Consider the following 21,325-nt stretch of genomic DNA (forward strand, 5'->3'; position numbering starts at 1 on the left):
TTTCCCATCCTTTGGTGCTCCCGCCGGGGGCACTCCACAGGTGGGCGAGTCGCTGAGCGGCTCGCCCTCTTCGTTTGTCCGGGTTCCGGTGCGGCAGGGCTCGACCGGATTTCTTCGCGTTTTCTCCAGGTTCACCGCCATTGAGGACCGATCTTGTCCGCGGTTCTTCCTACGGTGGTGGCGACACTTGAAAAGGCAAGGAGAAAATGTGATGGTCGATCCGACCGACTTCCCCGAACCCGCCCTCGTTCCCGTCAACGGGGTGCAGCTCGAAGTCTTCGAAGCGGGCCGGCACAACGTCGGGAACCCGATCGTGCTCTGCCACGGCTGGCCGGAGCACGCCTTTTCCTGGCGTCACCAGGTGCCCGCACTGGTCGCCGCGGGGTACCACGTCATCGCGCCGAACCAGCGGGGTTACGGGAACTCGTCCCGGCCGACCGAGGTGACCGACTACGACATCGAACACCTGTCGGGTGATCTCGTCGCGCTGCTCGATCACTACGGCTACGAAGACGCCACCTTCGTCGGCCACGACTGGGGTGCGATGGTCGTCTGGGGATTGACCTTGTTGCACCCGGACCGGGTGAACAAGGTGATCAACCTGAGCGTGCCCTACCTCGATCGCGGGGACAAGCCGTGGGTCGAGTTCATCGAGGACGCGCTCGGCAGCGACAACTACTTCGTCCACTTCAACCGGCAGCCGGGCGTCGCCGACGCCGTGTTCGAGGACAACACCTTCCGGTTCCTGCGCAACATCTACCGGAAGAACGAGCCCCCCGCGCAGCCCCAGCCGGGCATGGCGTTGATCAACCTCGCCAGAGCGGAAGCACCGCGCGGTGAACCCCTGATGAGCGACGACGAACTGGCCGTTTTCGTCTCCGCTTTCGAAACCTCGGGGTTCACGGCCGGTATCAACTGGTACCGCAACGTCGACCGCAACTGGCACTTGTTGGCGGACGTGGACCCGATCATCCACCAGCCCGCCCTCATGATCTACGGCGAGCGGGACGTGGTCCGGAAATCGGAGAACCTGTCGGCGTTCGTGCCCGAGGTCGAAGTGGTCACCCTGGACTGCGGTCACTGGATCCAGCAGGAAAAGCCGGAAGAGACCAACCGCGCGATCTTGACGTGGCTGGAGAAGCAGGGCGCCGCCTAGGGCGGGTGTCGTGGTGGCAGGAAGGCGACAGCGCGCGTTCGGGCGGGCCTGAGGTCAGCACGATGGCGGCATGGGACGAGTTCTTGCGGCTCTAGCCGCTGGGTCAGTGGTGGCCGGTGTGGTGGTCGCGGGTCCGACCGCGGCGGTCGCGGCGGCGTGCGATTACCCCGCTCAGGTGTTGGACCTGCGGAGTTGGAAGATCCAGTTGCCGATCGGTGGCGAGGAGGATCCGGATGAGGTGAAGCAGCCGTCGTTGGCGACTTACCGGGTGGACCCGTGGTTCGTGGCCAACGACGCCTGTGACGGGGTGCGGTTCCGGGCGGCGGTGAACGGGGTCACGACCAGTGGGTCGAACTACCCCCGTTCGGAGTTGCGGGAGATGAACGGGACGGCCAACGCGGCTTGGTCGTCCAACTCCGGGACGCACACGATGACCATCGACCAGACCGTGACGCGGTTGCCGAACGACAAGCCGCACCTGGTGGTCGGGCAGATCCACGGCGGGGACGACGACGTGTCCGTGTTCCGGGTGGAGGGGCGCAACCTCTACGTCACCAACGGCGATGACGCGCGCTACAAGCTGGTGACCGACGACTTCCGGCTGAACACGCGGTTCCAGGTGAAGTTCGTCGTCTCCGGCGGCAAGATCAACGCGTACTACAACGGCACCCTCGCGGCGACGCTGAGCAAGAGCTTCAGCACCGGGTACTTCAAGGCCGGCGCGTACACGCAGGCCAACTGCGGCAACTCCAGCCCGTGCAGCGCGAGCAACTACGGCGAGACGATCATCCACTCGGTGACGTTGGGCGACAGCGCGCCGCAGCCGCAGCCCCAGCCGCCCGGTTCCCCGTTGCCCGTCACGGCGGTCACGGCGAGCGGTGACGACGGGAACGTCCCGGCCAACACGCTGGACCGCGACCTGTCCACCCGCTGGTCGGACGAGGGCGACGGGGTGTGGATCCGGTACGACCTCGGTTCCGCCCGGACGGTGGGCGCGGTGGGGTTGGCGTGGCACAAGGGTGACACCCGGCGGCACGACTTCCGCATCCAGACGTCGTCCGACGGCAGCAGTTGGACCACCCGGTTCTCCGGCTCCAGCAGCGGCACCACGCTCCAGCCGGAGACCTACGACATCCCCGACACGTCGACCCGCTACGTGCGCGTCGTGGGCTACGGCAACACCGGCAACGACTGGACCAGCATCACCGAGACCTCGATCCACCCGGCCTGACCACTCGCCCGCCCGGGGCCGCGCGGCTCCGGGCGGGCCCGTCAGCGACTCGAGAGCCGTGCGGCGGCGCGGTGGATCTCCTCGGCGCGGGCGATCTCCTCCTCCAACCCCACCGAGTCCTCCACGCGGTCCGTCGCGTCCTCCAGCAGTTCCTTCGCGTACTCCGCCAGCGAGGTCGCCGCGTCGGCGAACCCGCTGTCGGCCAGCCGGGCCACCTCGTCCAGCGCACGCCCGACGTGGTGGAAGTACCGGTCACCGGCGTCGAAGTCGACGTAGTCGGTGATGTCGATGGTCACTTCCAGCCGCTCCCGCAGCTCACGGTCGTCGTACGCGACGGCCGGGTCGGCACCGGCGGCGACGTCGAGCCGGGCGCGCACCACGCGGTCGACCTTCGCGGCGGCCAGGAGCTGGTCCACCAGCCACTCGGGGTCGCGGCCCAGCAGGAACGCGCGCAACCGCTTGTCCGACAGCGGTGTGCCGCGCGGCCGGTCGACCCGCTCCACCGACCCGTGCTGCCGCAACCACGCCAGCGCCGTCGCGACGCAGTGCTTGCAGAATGCGCCGTCGGCTCCGTGCGGGCACGAACAACGGCCGCTCAACCCTCGGCGGGTGACGTCCAGGCGCACCCGGTAGGCGTAGGAGCCCTCGACCGTCGCCGTCACGCTCGTGCCGTCCACCGCGACCCGCCGCACGCGTCCCGCGGCCAGGTACTCCTCGCCCCGCTCGAACGACTTCGGGTCGGCCAACCCCCGCACCGTGCCGACATCCACTTCGACCGCGACCACGGGCGATCATCCTGCCAGTGCCGGTCGGCGCGACGAGGGGCGCACCCGGCTGCCGTGCGGTTCGAGCCGGCGGGTTCGGGTGGTCACTTCCCGCCGACGCGCACGGGACGTCCACGCAGGATCACGGCGACCGGGTGGGCCAGCTGGTCGAGGTCCGCTCTCGGGTCCTCGGCGTAGACGACGGCGTCGGCGGGCGCGCCCGGCTCCAGGCCCGGCAGCCCGAGGTACGCGCGGGCGTCCCAGGAGGCGGCGGCGAGGGCGTCGTGCGGGCGCATCCCGGCGGCGGCCAGCGCGCGCACCTCGTCGACGATCCGGCCGTGCGGCACCGAGTCCGTCCCCGCCAGCACGCGGACGCCCGCCTCGGCCGCGGCGGCGACGAGTCCCGCGTGCGCCTCCGCGCCGCTGGTGTACCACCGCTTGGCGGGGCTGTCCGGGCGGCGGCGCACTTCGGGCAGCATCCGGTCGGTGATCGACAACGTCGGTGTCAACGCCGTGCCCCGCGCGGCCATCCGCGTCAGCAAATCGACGTCCAGCTGCATCCCGTGCTCCACCGAATCCGCACCTGCCAGCACCGCCACCTCACCGCCCGCGGCCTGCTGGGTGTGCACGGCGACCCGGCCGCCCACCGCGTGGACCGCCTCCACCACGGCGGTCAACACCTCCAGCGGCACCGGTTCGCCGTCCGAGCGCCAGTCGCCGATCACCTTCGCCCACCCGGTGCGCGCCGCCTGCGCCGCGGCGATCGCGGGCAGCTCGGCGTGGTCGGCCCGACGTCCCCAGCCGTCGAAGAACTGGCCGTGCTGCGCGAGCCACGGCCCGGCGTGCCGAGCCCTGGGCGTGTCAGGGTCGGTGCCGAACCACGGCGGCGGCTCACCGGCCAGGCCCGGCGCGCGGATCACCGCCACCCCGGCGTCCACGTGCTGCCGGAGGTGGTCGCGCAGCAGCCCGTGGTCGAGCGGATCGCCGGGTGCCTCGGCGCCGGGGTGGGTGTGCGCGTCGACCAGGCCGGGCACCAGCCAGCCCTCGGCCACCAGCTCGGCGTTCGGGACGGGATCGGTGGTCCACCGGTCGCCGTCGGCGTAGAGGTCGACGTGCTCGCCGTGCGGCAGGGCACGACCCCGGATCCGGACAACCACCAGCGCACCCCCGCGTTCACGGACGACTCAGCCGTCCAGCTTTGCGCATCGCGGCCTTGAGGGCGAGGAACTTCAAGCCGACCGGTCCCGCGCCCCCCTGGTCAGGCCGGCGCCAGTGTCGGGTAGTCGGTGTAGCCCTCCTCGCCACCCACGTACATCAAGTGCTTGTCCCGCACCGGGTTGAGGGGTGCGTCGACGGGCAGGCGTTCGACCAGGTCGGGGTTGGCCAGGAACGCGCGGCCCAGGGAGATCAGGTCCGCGCCCGCCGCCAGCAGCCGCTCGCCGTGCCGCTTGCCGCCGTCCGCGGGCAGCGGGCCGGGCCAGGGCAGGGCCGGGTTGGCGATCAGCGTGCCCGGCCAGGCGGCGCGCAGCGCGCGGAACAGCGGTTGGTCGGGATCGGCGAAGACGACGTGCAGGTAGGCGAGGCCGAGGTCGGCGACGGCGGCGATCAGCGCCGGGTACACGGCTTCGGGGTCGTCCTCCTGCATGCCGTTGGTGATCAGCCGGTCGATGCGGACGCGGACGCGCGCTGGGCGTAGTAAGTGGCCATGATCGGTCGCGGCACGCCGTCGGACTGGGCGCGGTTGCGCGTCATCGGGGCCATGACCAGCCGTTCGGCAGGTGCAGCCGGCCGAGGCGGGCGGGGTCGAAGAGGCTGGGGGCGACCGTTGTGTTCGTCATGCGACTACGGTAGAAGTTGACATCAGTGTCAGGTTCAGTGGCGCGGGGGTGTGACATGCGGATCGGTGAGCTGGCCGAGCGCACCGGGGTGAGCGTGCGTTCGTTGCGGTACTACGAGCAGCAGGGGCTGTTGACCGCCGACCGCACCACCGGCGGCCACCGCGAGTACCCCGAGAGCGCGGTCGACCGGGTGATCCGCATCCAGGAACTCTTCGCCGCCGGGCTGAGCAGCAAGAAGATCGCGCTGATGCTGCCGTGCATGCGGGACGCCGACGGCGGCCCGTCCGAGATCGCCACGCCACGGCTGGTGGACGACCTCACCGCCGAACGCGCCCGCATCGACCGGCTGATCACGGACCTGATGCGGTCGCGGGACGTGCTGGACGAGGTGATCGACGCGGCGTCGGGCGGGCGCTGACGGCTACCCGGCCCGGGTGGGCCGGCGAACTCGTTCGCGGTGAGTTCGCCGGCGGGCGTCGGCGCGGGGCGGTCGTATCCGGGTTCAGTCGTTGACGCGCCGCCGGTAGAGGGCGGCCGCCAGGACGAACGACGCGATCAGCAGGCCGACCGACCAGGCCAGTGCGATCCAGCCCTGGTCGCCGACCGGCGTGCCGGTGAGCAGGCCGCGCACGGTCTCGATGACGGGCGTGATCGGCTGGTGCTCGCTGATGCCCCGCAGGAACGACGGCATGGTGTGGGTGGGCACGAACGCGCTGCTCAGGTACGGCAGGAACAGCATGAAGAAGCTCAGCGCGCTGGCCGACTCGACCGACTTCGCCGCTGAGCCCAGCCCCGCTGCCAACCACGACAGCGCCAGCACGTACAGCAGCAGCAACCCGGCCGCGGCCAGCCACTCCAGCGGTGACGCGGACGGGCGGAAGCCCATCGCGACCGCCGCGCCGACCACGATCGTGGTGGACAGGGCGTTGCGCACGATGCTGGCCGTGACGTGCCCGGTCAGCACGGCGGAGCTGCGGATCGGCATGGACCGCAGGCGGTCGACCATGCCGCTGTTCATGTCGTCGGCCACGGACATCGCGGTGGACGCCGCGCCGTAACCGGTGCACAGCAGGATGATCCCTGGCACCACGTAGTTGATGTACCCGGTGCCGGTGTTGATCGCGCCGCCGAAGACGTACACGAACAGCGCCATCATCAGCAGCGGCAGGACGATGGACATGATCAGCGTGTCGACGTTGCGCCTGCCGAGCCGGATGCTGCGGCCGATCATGGTCATCGAATCGGCGATGGCGTGACTCATGCCGGCACTCCTTCACGTGCGGTCAGGGCGAGGAAGACGTCGTCGAGGGTCGGGCGGTGCGAGGAGACCTGGGCGGGCACGACGGCGGCGGCGCGCAGGTCGTCCAGCACGGTGTGCAGGTGCGCGGCCGTGCCGTCGGACGGGACGCTGAGCACGAGCCGTTCGTGGTCGGTGAAGCCGCCGAGCAGCCCGGCCGCGACGTCGAGCGCCGCGGCGGAGGTGAAGCGGAGGTCCAGCCGGTCGCCGCCGACGCGGGCCTTGAGGTCGTCCGCGGTGCCCTGGGCCGCCACCTTCCCCTTGTCCAGCACCATGATCCGGTCGGCGAGGCGGTCGGCCTCCTCCAGGTACTGGGTGGTGAGGAAGATCGTGGTGCCGGTGCGGACGAGGTCGCGGATGGCGTCCCACATGGTCGTGCGGCTGGCCGGGTCCAGGCCGGTGGTCGGCTCGTCCAGGAAGATCACCTTCGGTGCGGCGACCAGGCTCATGGCCAGGTCGAGCCGCCGCCGCATGCCGCCCGAGTAGGTTTTGACCCGGCGGTCGGCGGCGTCGACCAGGTCGAACCGCTCCAGCAGCCCGGCGGCCCGGGCCTTGGCCCCCGGCCGGCCCAGGTGCATGAGCTTGCCGATCATGACCAGGTTCTCCCGCCCGGTCTGCTCGGCGTCCACGGCCGCGTACTGGCCGGTGACGCTGATCGCGCCGCGCACCTTGGCCGGTTCCCGCACCACGTCGAACCCGGCCACCCGCAACCGGCCGGCGTCCGGGCGGGACAGCGTGGACAGGATCCGGATCGTGGTCGTCTTGCCGGCGCCGTTGGGACCGAGCAACGCGAAGACCGACCCCTCGGCGACCTCCAGGTCTATCCCGTCCAGCACCGCGGTCGACCCGTACGCCTTGCGCAGGCCGGTCACCTCGACGATCATCACTGCCCCCTATGTGTATCAGGTACGCTAAAGAGCGTAGCTCATACGCAGTTAAACGCGGTAGCCCTAGACTGGCCGGCAGCGGTTACGAGAGGGTGGAGATGACCGAGGAGAACGGCCTACCAGCGGAAATCGCCCTGCTGTGGGGCCTGCGCGAGACACCGCGACGCGGCCGCAAACCGTCCCTCACGGTCGGCGAGATCACCCAGGCGGCGATCGAGGTCGCCGACGCCGAAGGGCTCGCGGCGGTGTCCATGGCCAGGGTGGCGCAGCAGCTCGGCAACTCCACCATGGCGCTCTACCGGCACGTCGACAGCAAGGACTCGCTGCTCAAGCTGATGGCCGACGCCGCACTGGACGACCCGCCGGACCTGCCCGCCGACGGCGACTGGCGGACCGGGCTCACGCTCTGGACGCACAGCGTGCTCGACTGCCTGCGCAAGCACCCGTGGTACTCCCGCATCCCGCTGCACGGGCCGCCCGCCGGACCGCGCAACCTGGCGTGGTTCGACTGCGCGTTGAGCGCGCTCGCCGACACCCCGCTGGAGGAGGGCGAGAAGGTCACCATCGTGATGGGGCTGATCACGTTCGTGCACGGTCAGCTGCGGTTCAGCGTCGAACTGGCGGAGGGCTTCCAGGGCAACCCGGAGGCGTTCGGGCGGTCGTACGGGCACGCGTTGCGCGTGCTCGTCGACCAGCGCAAGCTGCCGGCGCTGGCCAGGGTCGTCGACGCGGGCGTGTTCGACCACGACGAGCTCTACGACGAGAGCGACGTGGACGCCGAGTTCGTCTTCGGCCTGGACCTGTACCTCGACGGCGTGGCCGCCTACCTGGCCGATCGGAGGTGATGGTGCTGCGGGGTCGGTCGGGACCCCGCAGCACCGCGCGATCACCGCCGGGCGACGTCGGCCCGCGCCACCCGCTGCCGCACGGGTGCGTCGGCCGACATGACCGCAAGGCCCGCGGTGATCAGGACCAGGTTCTTGACCACGAACTCACCGGTCATGGTCAACAGCAGCGGGTTGCCCGCTTGGAACGCGACGGCCGGCTGCAGCACGAGCGTGGAGAACGTGCCTGCCAGGTGCAGCACGACCAGCAGCGACACCCAGCGCAGCCGGAACCCCACCACCAGCGCGATCCCCAGCACCACCTCGATGGCGCCGAGGGTGAACACGAACACCCCCGGGTCGAGCCACGGAACCGTCCGCGCGACCAGGTCGGCCACCGGCGTCGTGCCGGTGACCTTGAGGGCGCCGAACCACACGAAGACCACGCCGAGGGAACCGCGCAACAGCGGGATGCTCAACGCCCGCAAGGCGTTCACGGGCGCATCCGGACGGGACTGGTACTCCGTCATCCACATCACTTCCTTCGCGAGCGGGACCACGTCGACCCGCCTGCGGGAGGTCGGCCCGTTCCGTGGTCCACACTGACCGGAACCGGACTGGGAGCGCTCCCAGAACTGTAACGGTAAGGAAACGCGCTGTGAAGTGTTGATTCCAAGCCGTCTCGGATCGCGGCTAGTCGTACCACTCGACCGGGTCGTGGAACGCGCTCGCGGGCAGCGGTTCCCCGAAGAACGGGCCGGTGCCCGCGACCACGCCCGCCGCACGCCACCACTCGGCCTGCTCGCGCGTCCCCAGCCCGTCCACCAGCACCTCGACGCCCGTCCGCCGGGCCAACGGCACCAGCCCGGCCAGGAACTCCGCCTCGCCCCCGGCCTGCCGCGCCACCAGCCGGCGCGCCACCCGCACCGACCTGACCGGCAGCTCCGCGGCCACCGCCAGGTCGTCCGGCCCGAGCCCGAAATCGTCCAACGACGTGCCGACGCCCAGTTCGGCCAGCACGGTCAGGTTCTCCACGGCGTCGGACTCGGCCAGCACCGACACCGGCATCCCGATCACCAACCGCGCCGCGGGCAGCCCCGTGTCGCCCAGCACCCGGCGCACCCGCCGGACCAGGTCGCCGTCCCGCGACTGGTTCCTGGTCAGCCCGACGTGCAACGCGGCGGTGAACGTCGCGCGCTGACCCCACCACCGCAACTGTCCGCACGCGGTGGCCAACTGCCACTCGCCCAGCGGCAGGATCAGGCCCGTCCGCTCCGCCAACGCGGCGCACCCCGCGTGGTCCAGCGAATCGTCACCGCGGTCCCAGTGCAGCTTCGCCGCCACGCCGACCAGCGCACGCCCGGCCAACCGCACCACCGGCTCGTAGCGCACGCCTATCTCGCCGTGCTCCCAGGCACCGGGCATGGCGACCGCGAGCGCGTCGGCCCGCCGCTCGTCCGCGTCCTGCCGGTCGTGGAACAACGCCCACTGACCGCGCCCGCCCGCCTTCGCCCGCCACAACGCCTGCTCCGCCGCCCGCATCACCTCCGCGGCCGTCCAGTCCGGCGGCGGTCTGCGCACCACGCCGACGCTGACCGACACGGCCAGCCCGCGGTCGTCGAAGTACACCGGTTCGGCCAGCTCACGGTTGATCTCGGCCACGGTGGTCGCGACGTCCGGCGTGGCAGCGGCGTTCTCGACCAGGATGGCGAACTCGTCGCCGTCGAACCGGGCGATCATCGCCTTCTCCCGCGCCAGCACGGCCTTCAGCCGCTGCGAGACGTGCACCAGCAGCCGTTCGCCGGTGGGTCGGCCGAGGCTGTTGCACACCATGCCGAACGCGTCGATGTCCAGGTGGAACAGGCTGAGCCCGCGCACCGGGTCCGCCCGCCGCAGCGCGCTCTCCAGGTGGGTGGTGAAGTACTGCCGGTTCGGCAGCCCGGTCGACACGTCGTGCAGCGCCTGCCGGTTCAGCTCCGCCTGCAGCAGCATCAGCTCGGTGCCGTCCTCGACCACCGCGACGAAGTGCCCCGGCTCGCCGTCCGCGCCGCGCACCACCGACACCGTCAGCGAGATCCGCGCGACGTCACCGTCCTGGCGCAGCAGGCGTTGCGGCTGCCGGACCCGCTCCTGCTCGCCGCGCAGCAACGCCCGCAGCGCGTCGCCGAGGGCCCGCACCGACGCCGGGTGCGCGAGGTCGAGCAGGGCGAAGCCGGTCAGCTCCTCGGCGGTGTAGCCGAGGATGTCGCCGATCGCCGCGTTGGCCCGCACGATCCGCCCGGCCAGGTCGACCACCAGGATCCCGCTGGCCGACGACGTGGCGACCTCCTCGAACCGCGCCTCGCTCCCCTTGAGGTTCCACTGGGCGTCGCGGACCGCCTTGAGCAGCGAGAGCTGCATGGACTCCTGCTGCTCGAAGACCGCGCGCCTGCTCGCCGCCAGGAACCCGGACGACAACGCGCCGAGCACCGCCACGACCGGTTGGGCATAACGCTCCACGGGTTGGAACTCCGCCAGCCCGAGCAGCCCTTTGCCGAGCACGTCCAGGGTGACGCGCAAGCCGTCCTCGGTGACGTACCCGAGCGCGACGAGTTGTCCGCCGATCCGCTCGGCGGTCCGGGCCGGTGGTCGGTCGGAAGACTCCTCGGCATGCACCGCCGCGCACAGCTCGTCCAGGCGGTCGCGCATTTCGCGGTCGAGTTCGTTCCGGTCCAGCGCGACCACGACGACGCCGCTGAGCAGGTACGACCACTTCCGCGCGAGGAGTTCCCGGCCACGTTCAGGTGGTGAGGTGGCCCCTGTTCTCTGACTGGGGATCGACATTCCCGTTGCCCTGTTGTGATAGCGAGGATCGGCGGCAGTTTACCCACCCCCCACCGGCCAACACTCAACCGGACGTGTGAACCCCGAACACACCCAGGGTGACTTTTCGTCGGGCAATTCAGGGTTTTCGACCCACACCGGCGTAGACCAGCATGTTCATGTCCGGTTCGGCGGCGATGTCACCGGGACCCGCGGGTCGCCATTCGCCACATCCGACCAGGCCAGGTGCCACGAGTTCGAATCCGTCGAACATCCGGGTGATCTCGGCGTGCGAACGCAGATTCACCTGATCGGGGCTGTTGCTCTGCTTGATCGCATCGGTCGCGTCGGACAGGTTGTCGCCCTGGTTGTCCCCGGTCGCGTGGGTGATCGCCAGATAGCTGCCGGGTGCGAGCACGTCGCGGTACCGGGCGACGAGGGCGTGCGGGTCGGCTTCGTCGGGCACCCAGTGCAACATCAGCAGCATCAGCAGCCCGATCGGCTGATCGAAGTCGAGCAACCGCCGCGCGGCGTCGCTGCCCAGGATGGCTTCGGGCTCGCGCATGTCGGCTTGCACAACAGCCGCGTCGTCGTTGCCGACCAGTATCAACTCGCTGTGCGCGACGGCGACCGGGTCGCGGTCGACGTACACCACGCGGCAGCCCTGCGCCGCCGCCTGGGCGACCTCGTGCACGTTGCCGACGGTCGGGATGCCGGAGCCGATGTCCAGGAACTGCCGCACGCCCTGGTCCACCATGAACCGCACGACGCGGCCGAGGAACGCCCGGTTGACGCGGGCGGCGTTGCGCAGGCCCGGCATCATCGACTCGATCCGCTCGCCGAGCGCGCGGTCGACGGCGAAGTTGTGCGCGCCGCCGAGCATGTAGTCGTAGGTCCGCGCCGCGCTCGGCACGGAGATGTCCACACCGGATGGAATCCATTCGCTCTGCGTCATAATCGCGGACTCCTCTTCACGTCGGGGCCGGCAACGGTACCGGGTGGGCGGAAACCGCCACTCACTCCACCGACTGCGCGATGTCACCTCACCCGAATGGGCCTACCTGCGTCCGCCAAGAGGTACCTATGGTGGGCCGTCCCTTTCGGCAGCGACAGGAGCGGACATGGGTGTCCCGGTGGCGCCTGGCCGCCTGCCATTCCTCGGCCACTCCGTGGAGATGGTGCGCAGGCGGCACGAATTCACGTCATCACTGCGCGATCACGGCGACGTGGTGAGGGTCGACCTCGGCCCGTTGACAACCTATTTCGTGACCAGTCCTCGACTCGCGCACCAAGTGCTGGTCACGGACGGCCCGAAGTTCCGCAAAGGCGCGATGTTCGACAAATTCCGCCCTTACCTGGGTAACGGCCTGGTGCTTTCCGACGGCGCCTGGCACCTGCGGCAGCGGCGGATGGTCCAGCCCGCGTTCCACCGCGAGCGGATCGCCCACTACGCCGGGACGATGACGCGCGCGGCCGCCGCGCTGGCCGCGTCGTGGACGCCCGGCGAGGTGCGCGTGGTCGAGGACGACATGCAGGGCCTGGCCGTCACCGTCGTGGGCGAGGCGCTGTTCTCCACCGAGCTGGGGCAGCGGGTGATCGCCGAGGTGCGGCGGTCCGTGTTCGTGGTCATCAAGCAGGGCATGGTGCGCGCGCTGTCGCCGTCGTTCGTGGAGAAGCTGCCGCTGCCGGGCAACCGCGAGTTCGACCGGGCCATCGCGCGGATGCGCGCCATCGTGCTGGAGGTCATCGCGAACCGGCGGGCCGAGGGCACGCCCGACCACGGCGACCTGCTGTCGATGCTGCTGCTGGCGCAGGACGAGTCCGGTGACGGCATGACCGACCAGCAGACCTACGACGAGGTGCTGACCCTGCTCACCGCGGGCCTCGAGACCACGGCGCTGGCGCTGGCGTGGGCGTTCCACGAGGTCGCGCGGCGGCCGGACGTCGAGGAACGGCTCGTCGCGGAGGTCGACGAGGTGCTGGGCGGTCGCCCGGTGACGTTCGCCGACGTGCCACGACTGAGGTACGCGGCGGCCGTGGTGAGCGAAGTGCTGCGAAAGTACCCGGTGTGGATCCTGATGCGGCGCGCCGTCGCGCCGGTCGACCTGGACGGGCTGGAGTTACCCGAGGGCACCGAGGTCATCGTGAGTCCGCACGCCCTGCACCACGACCCGGCGTCCTTCCCCGACCCGCACCGGTTCGACCCCGACCGGTGGCTCTCCCCTCCCTCCCCCGTGCCGCGCGGCGCGTACGTCCCGTTCTCGGCGGGCTCCCGCCAGTGCCTGGGCAACGTGTTCGCGCAGACCGAGATCGTGATCACCCTGGCCACCGTGCTGTCGCGGTGGCGGCTCGTCCCGGTGCCCGGCAAGCCCGTGCGCACCAAGTTCACCTCCGCCGCCTACCCCAGCGGTCTGCTGATGACGGCGGTGCCCCGTTGACTCACCGGAGGTTGTCGAATCGTGCGTTGGTCGCGTTGGCGGTCGTCCGCGGTCGCCCTGCTCACCGCGGCGGCGGGCTTGCTGCCCGCCCCCGCTCCCGCTCTGGCGGCGCCGGTCACGTGTGAGGACTTGCGCGTGCCGGTGACGGTGCTCGGCACGCCGCACTTCATGCACGGCAGGCTGTGCACGCCGGCGGGTGCGTCCACCGTGCAGGTGTTGATCCCCGGCGGCACGTACAACAGCTCGTACTGGGACATCTCGTACTCGCCGGGCACCCTGTCGTACCGGCAGGCGATGAACCGGGCGGGCATCGCGACGCTCGCCGTGGACCGGCTCGGCACCGGGCGCAGCTCGCGGCCGTTGAGCGCGTTGGTGACGGCGTCGACCCAGGCGCACGCCGTGCACCAGGTCGTGCGGGCGGTGCGGCCGCGGTTCGGGAAGGTGGTCGTCGGCGGGCACTCGATCGGTGCCGCGATGGCGTTGATCGAGGCCGGGACGTACCGCGACGTGGACGGCGTGCTGGTCACCGGTTTCACGCACCGGATGAACCTGGTGACCGTGCTCCCGGTGCTGGCGGGCATGATCCCGGCGGTGCTCGACCCGGGGCTGCGGCGGGGCGGGCTGGACCTCGGCTACCTGACCACGGCGCCCGGCACCCGTTACAAGGCGTTCCACGCGCCTGGCCCGCGGGTGCCCGAAGCGGTCGGGGTGGACGAGGCGACGAAGGACGTGTTCTCGGCGGCGGAGTCGGTGGACACGGTGACGTTGCACAACGTGGTCATCCCGTTCACCCGGTTGGTCGACGTGCCGGTGATGGTGGTGGCCGGCGCGGGCGACACCCACTTCTGCGGCCGGCCGCTGGGCAGCGACTGCACCACGGCGGACGCCCTGCGCGCCTCGGAGTCCCCGTTCTTCTCGCCGGCGGCGCGGCTGCAGGCCTACGTCCTGCCGGACTACGGCCACTCGATCAACTACGCCCCCAACGCCCCGACCTACCACCACGCCGTCACCACCTGGACCACCACCCTCTAACCCGCGTGTCCTACGTTCGCGTCGCGCGTGTCCTACGTTCAGAACACCCATGTTGAACGCTCGGCACAGGCTCGCCTTGTGCTGAGTGTTCAACATGGGGTGCACGAACGTAGGACACGCGCGTTCTGGACGTAGGACACGCGCGGGGTCAGGTGGCGCGGATGTCGTCCAGGTGGATGGTGCCGGTCAGGACGGGGTTGTGCTCGACCTGGTTGATGAAGATGTTGAACTGGGACAGGTTCTTCAGGTCCTCGGGCGTGATCCGCCGGTGTGCGTTGGCCGTGTCCCACGGCGCCGGGCGCCAGTCCGCGAACGGGATGGTCACGACGCCGGCCGACGTGCCCGCCAGTGACGGGTACGCCTCGTAGGCCACCCCGCCGGCGTTGAGCTGCAGCACCAGCTTGTGGTTCGACCCGTCGGGCCGCAGCCACAACGACAGCCCGGTGTAGGCCGACCAGTCACCCGAGATCCGCTTGCCGACGCCGGTGTAGGTCTGGAAGCCGAAGTCGTAGTCGAGCTTCAGCGCCTGGCCGCCGTTCTCCGCCGCCAGCGAGATCCGGTTCGTCCCGTACGGGCTGTACTCCGCGTTCAACGCGGTGTCGTCCACGTGCCCCTCGAAGTCGTCCACCACGCCGGGGGCGAGCGGCGGCTTCGCGCCCAGGATCACGCGGTTGGTGGTGGACAACGTCCCGCGCGCCGTCACGGCGGTCACCTTGAGCCGGGTGACCTTGTTGGTCAGGTTCTCGGCGCCGATGTCCCACGTGCCCGTGTAGTAACCGGTGCCGCGGTCCAGCCGCAACGGGAACCTGGTCGGATCGTCGCCCACGGTGTAGTGGACGACCGCGTGCCGCGCGTCGAGCAGCCGCACGCGGACGGTCGTGGTCGGGGTGGTGATCCGCTCGCCGTCGGGCGGCGACACGACGTGCAGGAACGGCTCCTGCGCCTGCGCCCGAACCTTGCGCCCGTACACGTTCCGCAGGTCGAGTTCCGAGCTGAACACCGCGAACGGGTCGGCGTGCAGTCGCCGCAGGTCCGGCAGCAACTCGTGCTCGGGCTCGGTCGCGGTCGCCGGGTACGGCAGGAAGAACTGCTCGGTGCCGAAGTTCACCCAGGTCAGCATGAACGCGCTGCGGTTGGCCCACGGGTCGGCCTTGATGGCGTCGAACATCGTGGTGAACCAGTTCAGGTTCCCGTTCTGCCCGTTGGGCTTCAACGCGCCGCTGACGCCGTACTCGGTGAACGCCGAGACCTTGCCCTTCTCCTCGGCGATCCGCGCGATCATGCCGAGGTCGGCGACGATCCCGTCCAGCCACTGCCGCGAGCCGTTGCTGCCGTCGTAGCTGTCGATGCCGAACACGTCGATGTAGTTGTCGCCCGGGTACGTGCGCATGTACACGTCGTCCACGCCGCCGTAGCCGCCACCCGGCGAGTACGCGTACAGGAAGTTGTGCACGTCCTTGACGTCACGCAGGTACTCGACGGTGTACCGGAACAGCTCGACGTACTTCGCCGGTGACGCGTGCGCCGCGCCCCACCAGAACCACGAGCCGCTGTTCTCGTGGAACGGCCGGTAGATCATCGGGATCGGGTTGCCGTCGCGGTCGTCCACCTCGTGCGCGAGGCGGGCGACGCGGTCGAGGTAGGCGTTGAACCGCGCGTGGTGGTCTCCGCCGGGCAGGATGCGGGTGACGACGTCGCCGTTGGTGTCGTAGAAGCTGCCGCCGGTGACGAAGTTGTCCATGTGGGACGCGAGCGTGTGGATGCCGCCGATCTCGTTGTGCGCGGTCTCGATCAGCTTGACCGTGGCCTGGAAGTTCTCCTCGGGGCTCGGGTCGCCGGGCGAGGAGCCGTAGCCGAGGTGGCCGGTGTCCCAGCCGAACACGGCCGGGTGGTCGCCGACGCCCGCCGCGACGTCGGACCTGATCCCGTCGGTCTCGGTGAACTCGTCCCACGTGACGCCGAACTCGGTCGTCTGCTGGTGCCCGAACAGCACGCCCTTGCCCTGCTGTTCGCGCAGGTAGGAGAAGAGCGAGCGGGTCTGCGGGGTGGCGTCGGGGTCGGAGATCCGGACCGTCTCCGGGCGGTGGTGGCGCTCGTCGGGAGCGGCGCCGGCGGTGGTGGCCGTCGTGATCGTGCCGATCAGGGCAGTGACGGCGAGTGCGGTGATCACGCGTCGGGCAGGGGAACGTCTCCTCATGGCTACCGACCTCTCGGCGTTGAGCGGTTCATGCGCTTAAGCGGTTGAGTGGCCCGCTGGGGACGCACGATAGCGCGGTAAGTTTCGTAAGTGAAGAAACTTGTTCGATGAAGTCTTGCGCCGAGACGCGAAGCCCGGCGACTCACTGGTCGCCGAGCGACTCCAGCAGTTGCTTCAACGTGCCCGCCAACGCCTCCCGCTCCCGCTGGGACAACGCGCCGAGCAGGCGGTTCTCCGTGGCGAGGTGATCGGGCAGGACGCGCTCGACCAGCTCGTGACCGGCGCCGGTGAGGGCGACGACGACGCCCCGGCCGTCGCGCTCGTTCGGCGTGCGGACGACGAGACCGCGTGCCTCCAGGCGGTCGAGTCGTTGCGTGACGGCGCCGGAGGTGACCATCGAGGCGCGCATCAGCTCGGTCGGGGTCAGCCGGTGCGGCGGCGCGCTGCGGCGCAGGGTGGCGAGGACGTCGAACGACGCCCGGTCCAGGTCGTGCGCGGCGAAGGTCTTGCCCAGCTCGGCGTCCACGAGCCGCGACAGCCGCTTGAGCCTGCCGATCACCGCCATCGGCGAGACGTCGAGGTCGGGGCGCTGCGCGTGCCACTGACCGAGCACCAGGTCGACGTGGTCTGCCATCGAACTAGCTTAGCGGTGAGGTAAGTCACTCCGGAGTACGGGCGGATATACCTTAGCGGTGAGCTACTTTGTCTTAGTGCTAAGCAAATGGGTGACGGCGTTCGCCCCCGCCGTGTGGGGCACGACCTACTTCGTGACCACGGAGTACCTGCCGCCGGACCGGCCGTTGCTGGCAGGGCTGTTGCGGGCGTTGCCGGCCGGGTTGTTGCTGGTCGCGGTCACGCGACAGCTGCCGCGCGGCGACTGGTGGTGGCGTTCGCTGGTGCTGGGCACGCTGAACATCGGCGTGTTCCTGCCGCTGCTGTTCCTGGCCGCCTACCGGCTGCCGGGCGGTGTCGCGGCGACGGTCGGCGCCGTGCAGCCGCTGGTGGTGGCCGGGCTGGCAGTGGTGCTGCTCGGGCAGCGGATGACGACGCGCACGGCCCTCGCCGCGATCGCGGGCATCGTCGGCGTGGCGCTGCTGGTGCTGCGGGCCGACGCACGGCTGGACGTGGTCGGCGTGGCGGCGGCGCTGGGCGGCGCGGTCGCGATGGCGGCCGGGGTCGTGCTGAGCAAGCGCTGGACCACGCCCGCACCGCTGCTGGCCGTCACCGGGTGGCAGCTCGTGGCGGGTGGCGTGGTGCTGCTGCCGGTGACGTTCGCGGTCGAGGGCCCGCCGCCCGCGCTGACCGCGGCGAACGTCGGCGGCTTCCTGTACCTGGGCGTGATCGGCGGTGCGCTGGCGTACGCGCTGTGGTTCCGCGGGATCCGGGTGCTGCCCGCCACGCAGGTCACGTTCCTCGGCCTGCTCAGCCCGGTCGTCGCGACGCTCGTGGGCTGGCTGGTGCTCGACCAGGGGCTGACGGCGTGGCAGGTGCTCGGTGCGGTGGTCGTGCTCGGCGCGCTCGTGGTGGCACAGCGGACGACGGTCCGGAAGGTCGAGGAGAAGGGGGACAGCGGTGTGGATCACCGTGTTCGGAGCGTTCGGTAGCGTCGGCCGCCAGGTGGTCGACGAGGCTCGGCGGCGGGGCCACGAGGTCACGGCCGTCAGCCGGAGGTCGGGTGCGGGCGGCGAGGTCGGTGACGCGCGGGTCGTCGCGGACGTCGTGCGGCTCAGCGCGGGACGTGACCTGGTGATCAGCGCGACCCGGCCGGTCGACGGGCGGGAGGGTGAGCTGGTCGAGGCCACCCGGGCGTTGCTCGCCGGGGTGGCGCAGACCGGCGTGCGGCTGCTGGTGGTCGGCGGTGCGGCCACGCTCGTGACGCCCCGGGGTCACACGGTCGAGGAAGCACCCGACTTTCCGGACGAGTTGAAGCCGATCGCGCGGGCGTGCGCCGAGCAGTTGGCGGTGTGCCGGGCCGACCGGGTGGCAGACTGGACCTACCTGAGCCCGCCGGCGGTGCTGGAGCCGGGTGCGCGGACCGGCGTGTTCCGCCTCGGCGGGGACGACCAGGTCGGCACCACGATCTCGCTCGAGGACTTCGCGGTGGCGCTGCTGGACGAGGCCGAGACGCCGAAGCACCAGCGGACCCGGTTCACCGTCGGGTACTGAACGAGGAAGGGGGCGGGCCCGTGCTGGGCCCGCCCCCGGTTCCACTCAGCTCACGACAGTTCGGCGCACGTCTTGGCGTCCGGGTCGGCCGCCGCCTTGGGCACCCAGCGGACGTTCGCGAACGACGCCTGGAACGCGCCCTCGGTGTAGACCAGGAACGGCGTGTTGACGTTCTCCAGGTCCAGCCCGCTGTTGCCGAAGCACGAGATCGGGATCTTCACCGTCGACTTCACGCCGGTCGGCAGGCCGCCGAACAGGCCGGTCGCGTTGACCTCGGCGAAGCACGGGTACTGGCAGTGCGTGCTCACCACGGTCCGCGCGGCGGGCGCCTGGTGCACGATCACGTCGAACACCAGTGCCGCGTTGGCGTTGAGGTAACCGCGCAGGTCGCTGCCGCCCGCCGGGTCCTGCAGGTAGACCTGGCCCGGCCCGGTGCCGGTCCACGTCGTCTTCATCGCGTCACCCTGCACGTTGACGTCCGCGGGCACGACGGTGATCGAGCTGTGCGCCGCCTCGCCGTCCGGGCCGAGCTCCGTGCCGCCCCAGTTGTCCGGCGAACCGATGTAGCTGCGGTACGGCGCGATGTCGGTGCGCACGTGCAGCTCCAGGTCCTCGGTCGCGGTGCCGCCGCCGCCGTTGCCGGAGCAGCCGAACTCGGGCGAGGTCTCGTCCAGCCGGCCGACGTCGCCGGTCTGCCAGCTCCTGAGGCCGTAACCCGGCTTGAACAGCGGGTCGCCGTCGCCGTTCAGCGGGGTCTGGCAGGCGCTGCGCGGCCACGAGAACGACAGCTTGCCGGTGAAGCCGGGGTAGGTGTGCTTGCCGCGCACCAGCAGGTCGGCCACGCCACCGCCCTCGGTGCCGGGCAGCCACGCCGCCACGAACGCGTCCGAGCGGTTCAGCTCCTTGTTGACGTGCAGCGGACGGCCGGACACGTACACCGTGACGACCGGCGCGCCCTTGCCGCTGACCTTGTCCAGCACGGCCAGGTCGTTCGGGTAGAGCTTGGCCGCCTCCAGCGAGCGCTTGCCGAGGTCGCCGACGCCCTCCGCGTACGGGGTCTCGCCGATCACCGCGACCACCGCGTCGAACCCGGCCGGGTCCACGTCACCGGTCTCGCTGAACACCACGTTCTCTTCGCCGAGGGCTTCCCGCAGCCCGCCCAGGATGGTGGTGCCGTGGGGGAAGTCGGCGTTGGTGTTGCCGGTGCCCTGCCAGGTCAGCGTCCAGCCTCCGGTCTGGTCTGGCATGCTGTCCGCGCTCTTGCCCACGACCAGCACCTTCGACCGCGGCGAGAGCGGCAGCACCCGGTTGTCGTTCTTGAGCAGCACCTGCGACTCGCGCACCGCCTCGCGGGCCAGCTTGCGGGCGTCGAGGGCGTCCGCCGAACCGGCGTGGTCGCGCTGCGACGGCTTCTCGCCGTCCAGCACGCCCGAGCGGAGCTTGACGCGCAGGATGCGGGTCACCGCGTCGTCGATGCGGGCCATCGGGATCTGACCGCCCTCGACCTGGGCGATCGTGTTGGCGATGAACGCCTTCCAGTCGTTGGGCACCATCACCACGTCGATGCCGGCGTTGATCGCCTGCGGGCAGGACGAGTTGGTGCAGCCCGCGACCTGGCCGATGCCGTTCCAGTCGGAGACGACGAGGCCGTCGAAGCCCATCTTGCCCTTGAGGATGTCGTTCACCGCGAGCTTGCTGCCGTGCAGCTTGCCCTCGGTGATGCCCAGCTCCTCGTTGGTCCAGCTGTTGAACGACACCATCACGGTCTGGGCGCCCGCCGCCAGCGCGCCGTAGTAGCCCTGGCCGTGCACGTTGATCATCTCGGCTTCGGACGCCGGGTTGACACCCTGGTCCTTGCCGCCGATCGTGCCGCCGTCACCGATGAAGTGCTTGGCGGTGGCGAGCACGCCGACCCGGCGCTTGCTGTTGCCCTGCAGGCCCAGGGTGGCCTCGTAGCCGTACGCGCGGGTGATCCGCGGGTCCTCGGAGTAGCCCTCGTACGTGCGGCCCCACCGGTCGTCCAGCGGCACGGCCAGCGTCGGCGCGAACGCCCAGTCCTGGCCGGTGGCGCGGATCTGCTCGGCGGTCGCCTTGCCGATGTCCCGGATCAGGCACGGGTCGTGCGCCGCGCCGAGGCCGATGTTGTGCGGGAAGATCGTCGCGCCGTAGACGTTGTTGTTGCCGTGCACGGCGTCGATGCCCCAGATCACGGGCACCTGCGTGCGGCTGGCCTTGGACGCGTCCCAATAGGCGTCGGCCAGGGCCAGCCACGCCTCGGGCGCGGCGTGCTTGTCGCGGTTCGGCCACGAGCCGCCGCCGTTGAGGACCGAGCCGATGCCGTACTCGCGCACCTCGTCCGGGGTGATCGCGCCGATCTCGGGCTGGGTCATCTGGCCGACCTTCTCGGCCAGGGTCATCCCGGCGAGGATCTTCGCGATCCGCCGCTCGTCGGCCGGGGTGGACTTGACCCGGCTGTCGACCTTCGGCCACTCGGCGAGTTCGGGCAGGTCCCGCTCGATCCGGGCACAACCGTGCTCGGTGCGCGGCTCGCCGATGACCGGCTGGCGCGAGGTCGGTTCCGGGGAGGCGGCGGCGCCTCCGGTGATGAGACCGGCGGCGAGCACCGCGGCCAGCGCGGCGCTCAGGTGTCTGCGGGGCATTCGGCGGTTCCGTTCGTCCGACGGCTCTGTCGC

At 70.7% G+C, this 21,325-nt stretch carries 19 protein-coding genes; 8 read left to right on the forward strand and 11 right to left on the reverse strand.

Annotation, left to right across the window (positions count from 1 at the left end; genetic code table 11):
• Nucleotides 1–211 precede the first annotated feature (211 nt).
• Together A6A25_RS07725 and A6A25_RS45280 are read left to right on the forward strand one after the other, a co-directional pair.
• Nucleotides 212–1,156, forward strand: a complete 945-nt coding sequence (locus A6A25_RS07725) for an alpha/beta fold hydrolase (RefSeq protein ID WP_073887194.1) — start codon at nt 212–214, stop codon at nt 1,154–1,156.
• Between the two features lie 175 nt (nt 1,157–1,331).
• Complete coding sequence (locus A6A25_RS45280; RefSeq protein WP_241828541.1) at nt 1,332–2,387, forward strand: polysaccharide lyase family 7 protein; 1,056 nt, start codon at nt 1,332–1,334, stop codon at nt 2,385–2,387.
• A 41-nt stretch (nt 2,388–2,428) separates the two neighbouring features.
• Here A6A25_RS45280 and A6A25_RS07735 read toward each other — a convergent pair whose 3' ends face one another.
• The 3 genes from A6A25_RS07735 to A6A25_RS44630 form a co-directional block, all read right to left on the reverse strand.
• The gene (locus tag A6A25_RS07735) at nt 2,429–3,172 is read right to left on the reverse strand and encodes an SWIM zinc finger family protein (protein WP_073887198.1); all 744 of its coding nucleotides are present in this window, start codon (nt 3,170–3,172) and stop codon (nt 2,429–2,431) included.
• An 83-nt stretch (nt 3,173–3,255) separates the two neighbouring features.
• On the reverse strand, nt 3,256–4,308 hold the full coding sequence (locus A6A25_RS07740; RefSeq protein WP_073887200.1) for an amidohydrolase family protein: 1,053 nt from the start codon (nt 4,306–4,308) through the stop codon (nt 3,256–3,258).
• Between the two features lie 101 nt (nt 4,309–4,409).
• Nucleotides 4,410–4,796, reverse strand: a complete 387-nt coding sequence (locus tag A6A25_RS44630) for a hypothetical protein (protein ID WP_198932600.1) — start codon at nt 4,794–4,796, stop codon at nt 4,410–4,412.
• Between the two features lie 248 nt (nt 4,797–5,044).
• On the opposite strand from A6A25_RS44630, the gene A6A25_RS07750 reads away from it, so the two are divergent.
• Entirely contained in the window at nt 5,045–5,407 is a 363-nt protein-coding gene (locus tag A6A25_RS07750) for a MerR family transcriptional regulator (RefSeq protein WP_073887202.1), read from the forward strand.
• Between the two features lie 84 nt (nt 5,408–5,491).
• Here A6A25_RS07750 and A6A25_RS07755 read toward each other — a convergent pair whose 3' ends face one another.
• Both A6A25_RS07755 and A6A25_RS07760 read right to left on the reverse strand, forming a co-directional pair.
• Nucleotides 5,492–6,250 (reverse strand): ABC transporter permease, encoded by a 759-nt coding sequence (locus A6A25_RS07755; protein ID WP_073887204.1) that lies wholly within the window; start codon nt 6,248–6,250, stop codon nt 5,492–5,494.
• Nucleotides 6,247–7,170 carry an ATP-binding cassette domain-containing protein gene (locus A6A25_RS07760; RefSeq protein ID WP_073887207.1) on the reverse strand — a complete coding sequence of 308 codons (924 nt, stop codon included), beginning with the start codon at nt 7,168–7,170 and terminating at the stop codon, nt 6,247–6,249. The genes A6A25_RS07755 and A6A25_RS07760 overlap by 4 nt, the downstream gene beginning before the upstream one ends.
• A 101-nt stretch (nt 7,171–7,271) precedes the next feature.
• On the opposite strand from A6A25_RS07760, the gene A6A25_RS07765 reads away from it, so the two are divergent.
• Complete coding sequence (locus A6A25_RS07765) at nt 7,272–8,018, forward strand: TetR/AcrR family transcriptional regulator (protein WP_073887209.1); 747 nt, start codon at nt 7,272–7,274, stop codon at nt 8,016–8,018.
• A 41-nt stretch (nt 8,019–8,059) separates the two neighbouring features.
• Here the strand turns inward: A6A25_RS07765 and A6A25_RS07770 are convergent, their stop codons facing one another.
• The 3 genes from A6A25_RS07770 to A6A25_RS07780 form a co-directional block, all read right to left on the reverse strand.
• Nucleotides 8,060–8,527 (reverse strand): DUF417 family protein, encoded by a 468-nt coding sequence (locus A6A25_RS07770; protein WP_158073693.1) that lies wholly within the window; start codon nt 8,525–8,527, stop codon nt 8,060–8,062.
• A gap of 163 nt (nt 8,528–8,690) precedes the next feature.
• Entirely contained in the window at nt 8,691–10,820 is a 2,130-nt protein-coding gene (locus A6A25_RS07775) for a putative bifunctional diguanylate cyclase/phosphodiesterase (RefSeq protein ID WP_073887211.1), read from the reverse strand.
• Between the two features lie 118 nt (nt 10,821–10,938).
• On the reverse strand, nt 10,939–11,754 hold the full coding sequence (locus A6A25_RS07780; RefSeq protein ID WP_073887213.1) for an SAM-dependent methyltransferase: 816 nt from the start codon (nt 11,752–11,754) through the stop codon (nt 10,939–10,941).
• 166 nt (nt 11,755–11,920) lie between these two features.
• Here A6A25_RS07780 and A6A25_RS07785 point away from each other — a divergent pair, with 166 nt between their 5' ends.
• Nucleotides 11,921–13,237: a cytochrome P450 gene (locus A6A25_RS07785; RefSeq protein WP_073887215.1), complete on the forward strand. Its 1,317-nt coding sequence runs from the start codon at nt 11,921–11,923 to the stop codon at nt 13,235–13,237.
• 21 nt (nt 13,238–13,258) lie between these two features.
• On the forward strand, nt 13,259–14,269 hold the full coding sequence (locus A6A25_RS07790) for an alpha/beta hydrolase (protein ID WP_073887217.1): 1,011 nt from the start codon (nt 13,259–13,261) through the stop codon (nt 14,267–14,269).
• 148 nt (nt 14,270–14,417) lie between these two features.
• On the opposite strand, the gene A6A25_RS07795 is transcribed toward A6A25_RS07790, so the two are convergent.
• Complete coding sequence (locus A6A25_RS07795) at nt 14,418–16,466, reverse strand: glycosyl hydrolase (protein ID WP_073887219.1); 2,049 nt, start codon at nt 16,464–16,466, stop codon at nt 14,418–14,420.
• A 142-nt stretch (nt 16,467–16,608) separates the two neighbouring features.
• Nucleotides 16,609–17,100 carry a MarR family winged helix-turn-helix transcriptional regulator gene (locus A6A25_RS07800; protein WP_073887221.1) on the reverse strand — a complete coding sequence of 164 codons (492 nt, stop codon included), beginning with the start codon at nt 17,098–17,100 and terminating at the stop codon, nt 16,609–16,611.
• 91 nt (nt 17,101–17,191) lie between these two features.
• On the opposite strand from A6A25_RS07800, the gene A6A25_RS07805 reads away from it, so the two are divergent.
• Together A6A25_RS07805 and A6A25_RS07810 are read left to right on the forward strand one after the other, a co-directional pair.
• Nucleotides 17,192–18,070 carry an EamA family transporter gene (locus A6A25_RS07805; protein ID WP_380733205.1) on the forward strand — a complete coding sequence of 293 codons (879 nt, stop codon included), beginning with the start codon at nt 17,192–17,194 and terminating at the stop codon, nt 18,068–18,070.
• Nucleotides 18,051–18,632, forward strand: a complete 582-nt coding sequence (locus A6A25_RS07810) for an NAD(P)-dependent oxidoreductase (protein ID WP_241828542.1) — start codon at nt 18,051–18,053, stop codon at nt 18,630–18,632. Before A6A25_RS07805 ends, A6A25_RS07810 begins: the two co-directional genes overlap by 20 nt.
• A gap of 50 nt (nt 18,633–18,682) precedes the next feature.
• Here A6A25_RS07810 and A6A25_RS07815 read toward each other — a convergent pair whose 3' ends face one another.
• Nucleotides 18,683–21,292 (reverse strand): glycoside hydrolase family 3 protein, encoded by a 2,610-nt coding sequence (locus tag A6A25_RS07815; protein ID WP_073887227.1) that lies wholly within the window; start codon nt 21,290–21,292, stop codon nt 18,683–18,685.
• Nucleotides 21,293–21,325: the final 33 nt, after the last annotated feature.

The organism is Saccharothrix sp. CB00851 (assembly GCF_001905065.1).
In the GTDB taxonomy this organism is placed as follows: Bacteria; Actinomycetota; Actinomycetes; order Mycobacteriales; family Pseudonocardiaceae; genus Actinosynnema.

Bases quoted from the DNA above. Each gene is read 5' to 3' on its own strand.
- A6A25_RS44630 (WP_198932600.1), bottom strand. From the start codon at position 4,796: ATGCAGGAGGACGACCCCGAAGCCGTGTACCCGGCGCTGATCGCCGCC.
- A6A25_RS07725 (WP_073887194.1), top strand. From the start codon at position 212: ATGGTCGATCCGACCGACTTCCCCGAACCCGCCCTCGTTCCCGTCAAC.
- A6A25_RS07760 (WP_073887207.1), bottom strand. From the start codon at position 7,170: ATGATCGTCGAGGTGACCGGCCTGCGCAAGGCGTACGGGTCGACCGCG.
- A6A25_RS07770 (WP_158073693.1), bottom strand. From the start codon at position 8,527: ATGACGGAGTACCAGTCCCGTCCGGATGCGCCCGTGAACGCCTTGCGG.
- A6A25_RS07750 (WP_073887202.1), top strand. From the start codon at position 5,045: ATGCGGATCGGTGAGCTGGCCGAGCGCACCGGGGTGAGCGTGCGTTCG.
- A6A25_RS07785 (WP_073887215.1), top strand. From the start codon at position 11,921: ATGGGTGTCCCGGTGGCGCCTGGCCGCCTGCCATTCCTCGGCCACTCC.
- A6A25_RS07765 (WP_073887209.1), top strand. From the start codon at position 7,272: ATGACCGAGGAGAACGGCCTACCAGCGGAAATCGCCCTGCTGTGGGGC.
- A6A25_RS07775 (WP_073887211.1), bottom strand. From the start codon at position 10,820: ATGTCGATCCCCAGTCAGAGAACAGGGGCCACCTCACCACCTGAACGT.
- A6A25_RS07780 (WP_073887213.1), bottom strand. From the start codon at position 11,754: ATGACGCAGAGCGAATGGATTCCATCCGGTGTGGACATCTCCGTGCCG.
- A6A25_RS07795 (WP_073887219.1), bottom strand. From the start codon at position 16,466: ATGAGGAGACGTTCCCCTGCCCGACGCGTGATCACCGCACTCGCCGTC.
- A6A25_RS07800 (WP_073887221.1), bottom strand. From the start codon at position 17,100: ATGGCAGACCACGTCGACCTGGTGCTCGGTCAGTGGCACGCGCAGCGC.
- A6A25_RS07755 (WP_073887204.1), bottom strand. From the start codon at position 6,250: ATGAGTCACGCCATCGCCGATTCGATGACCATGATCGGCCGCAGCATC.
- A6A25_RS07815 (WP_073887227.1), bottom strand. From the start codon at position 21,292: ATGCCCCGCAGACACCTGAGCGCCGCGCTGGCCGCGGTGCTCGCCGCC.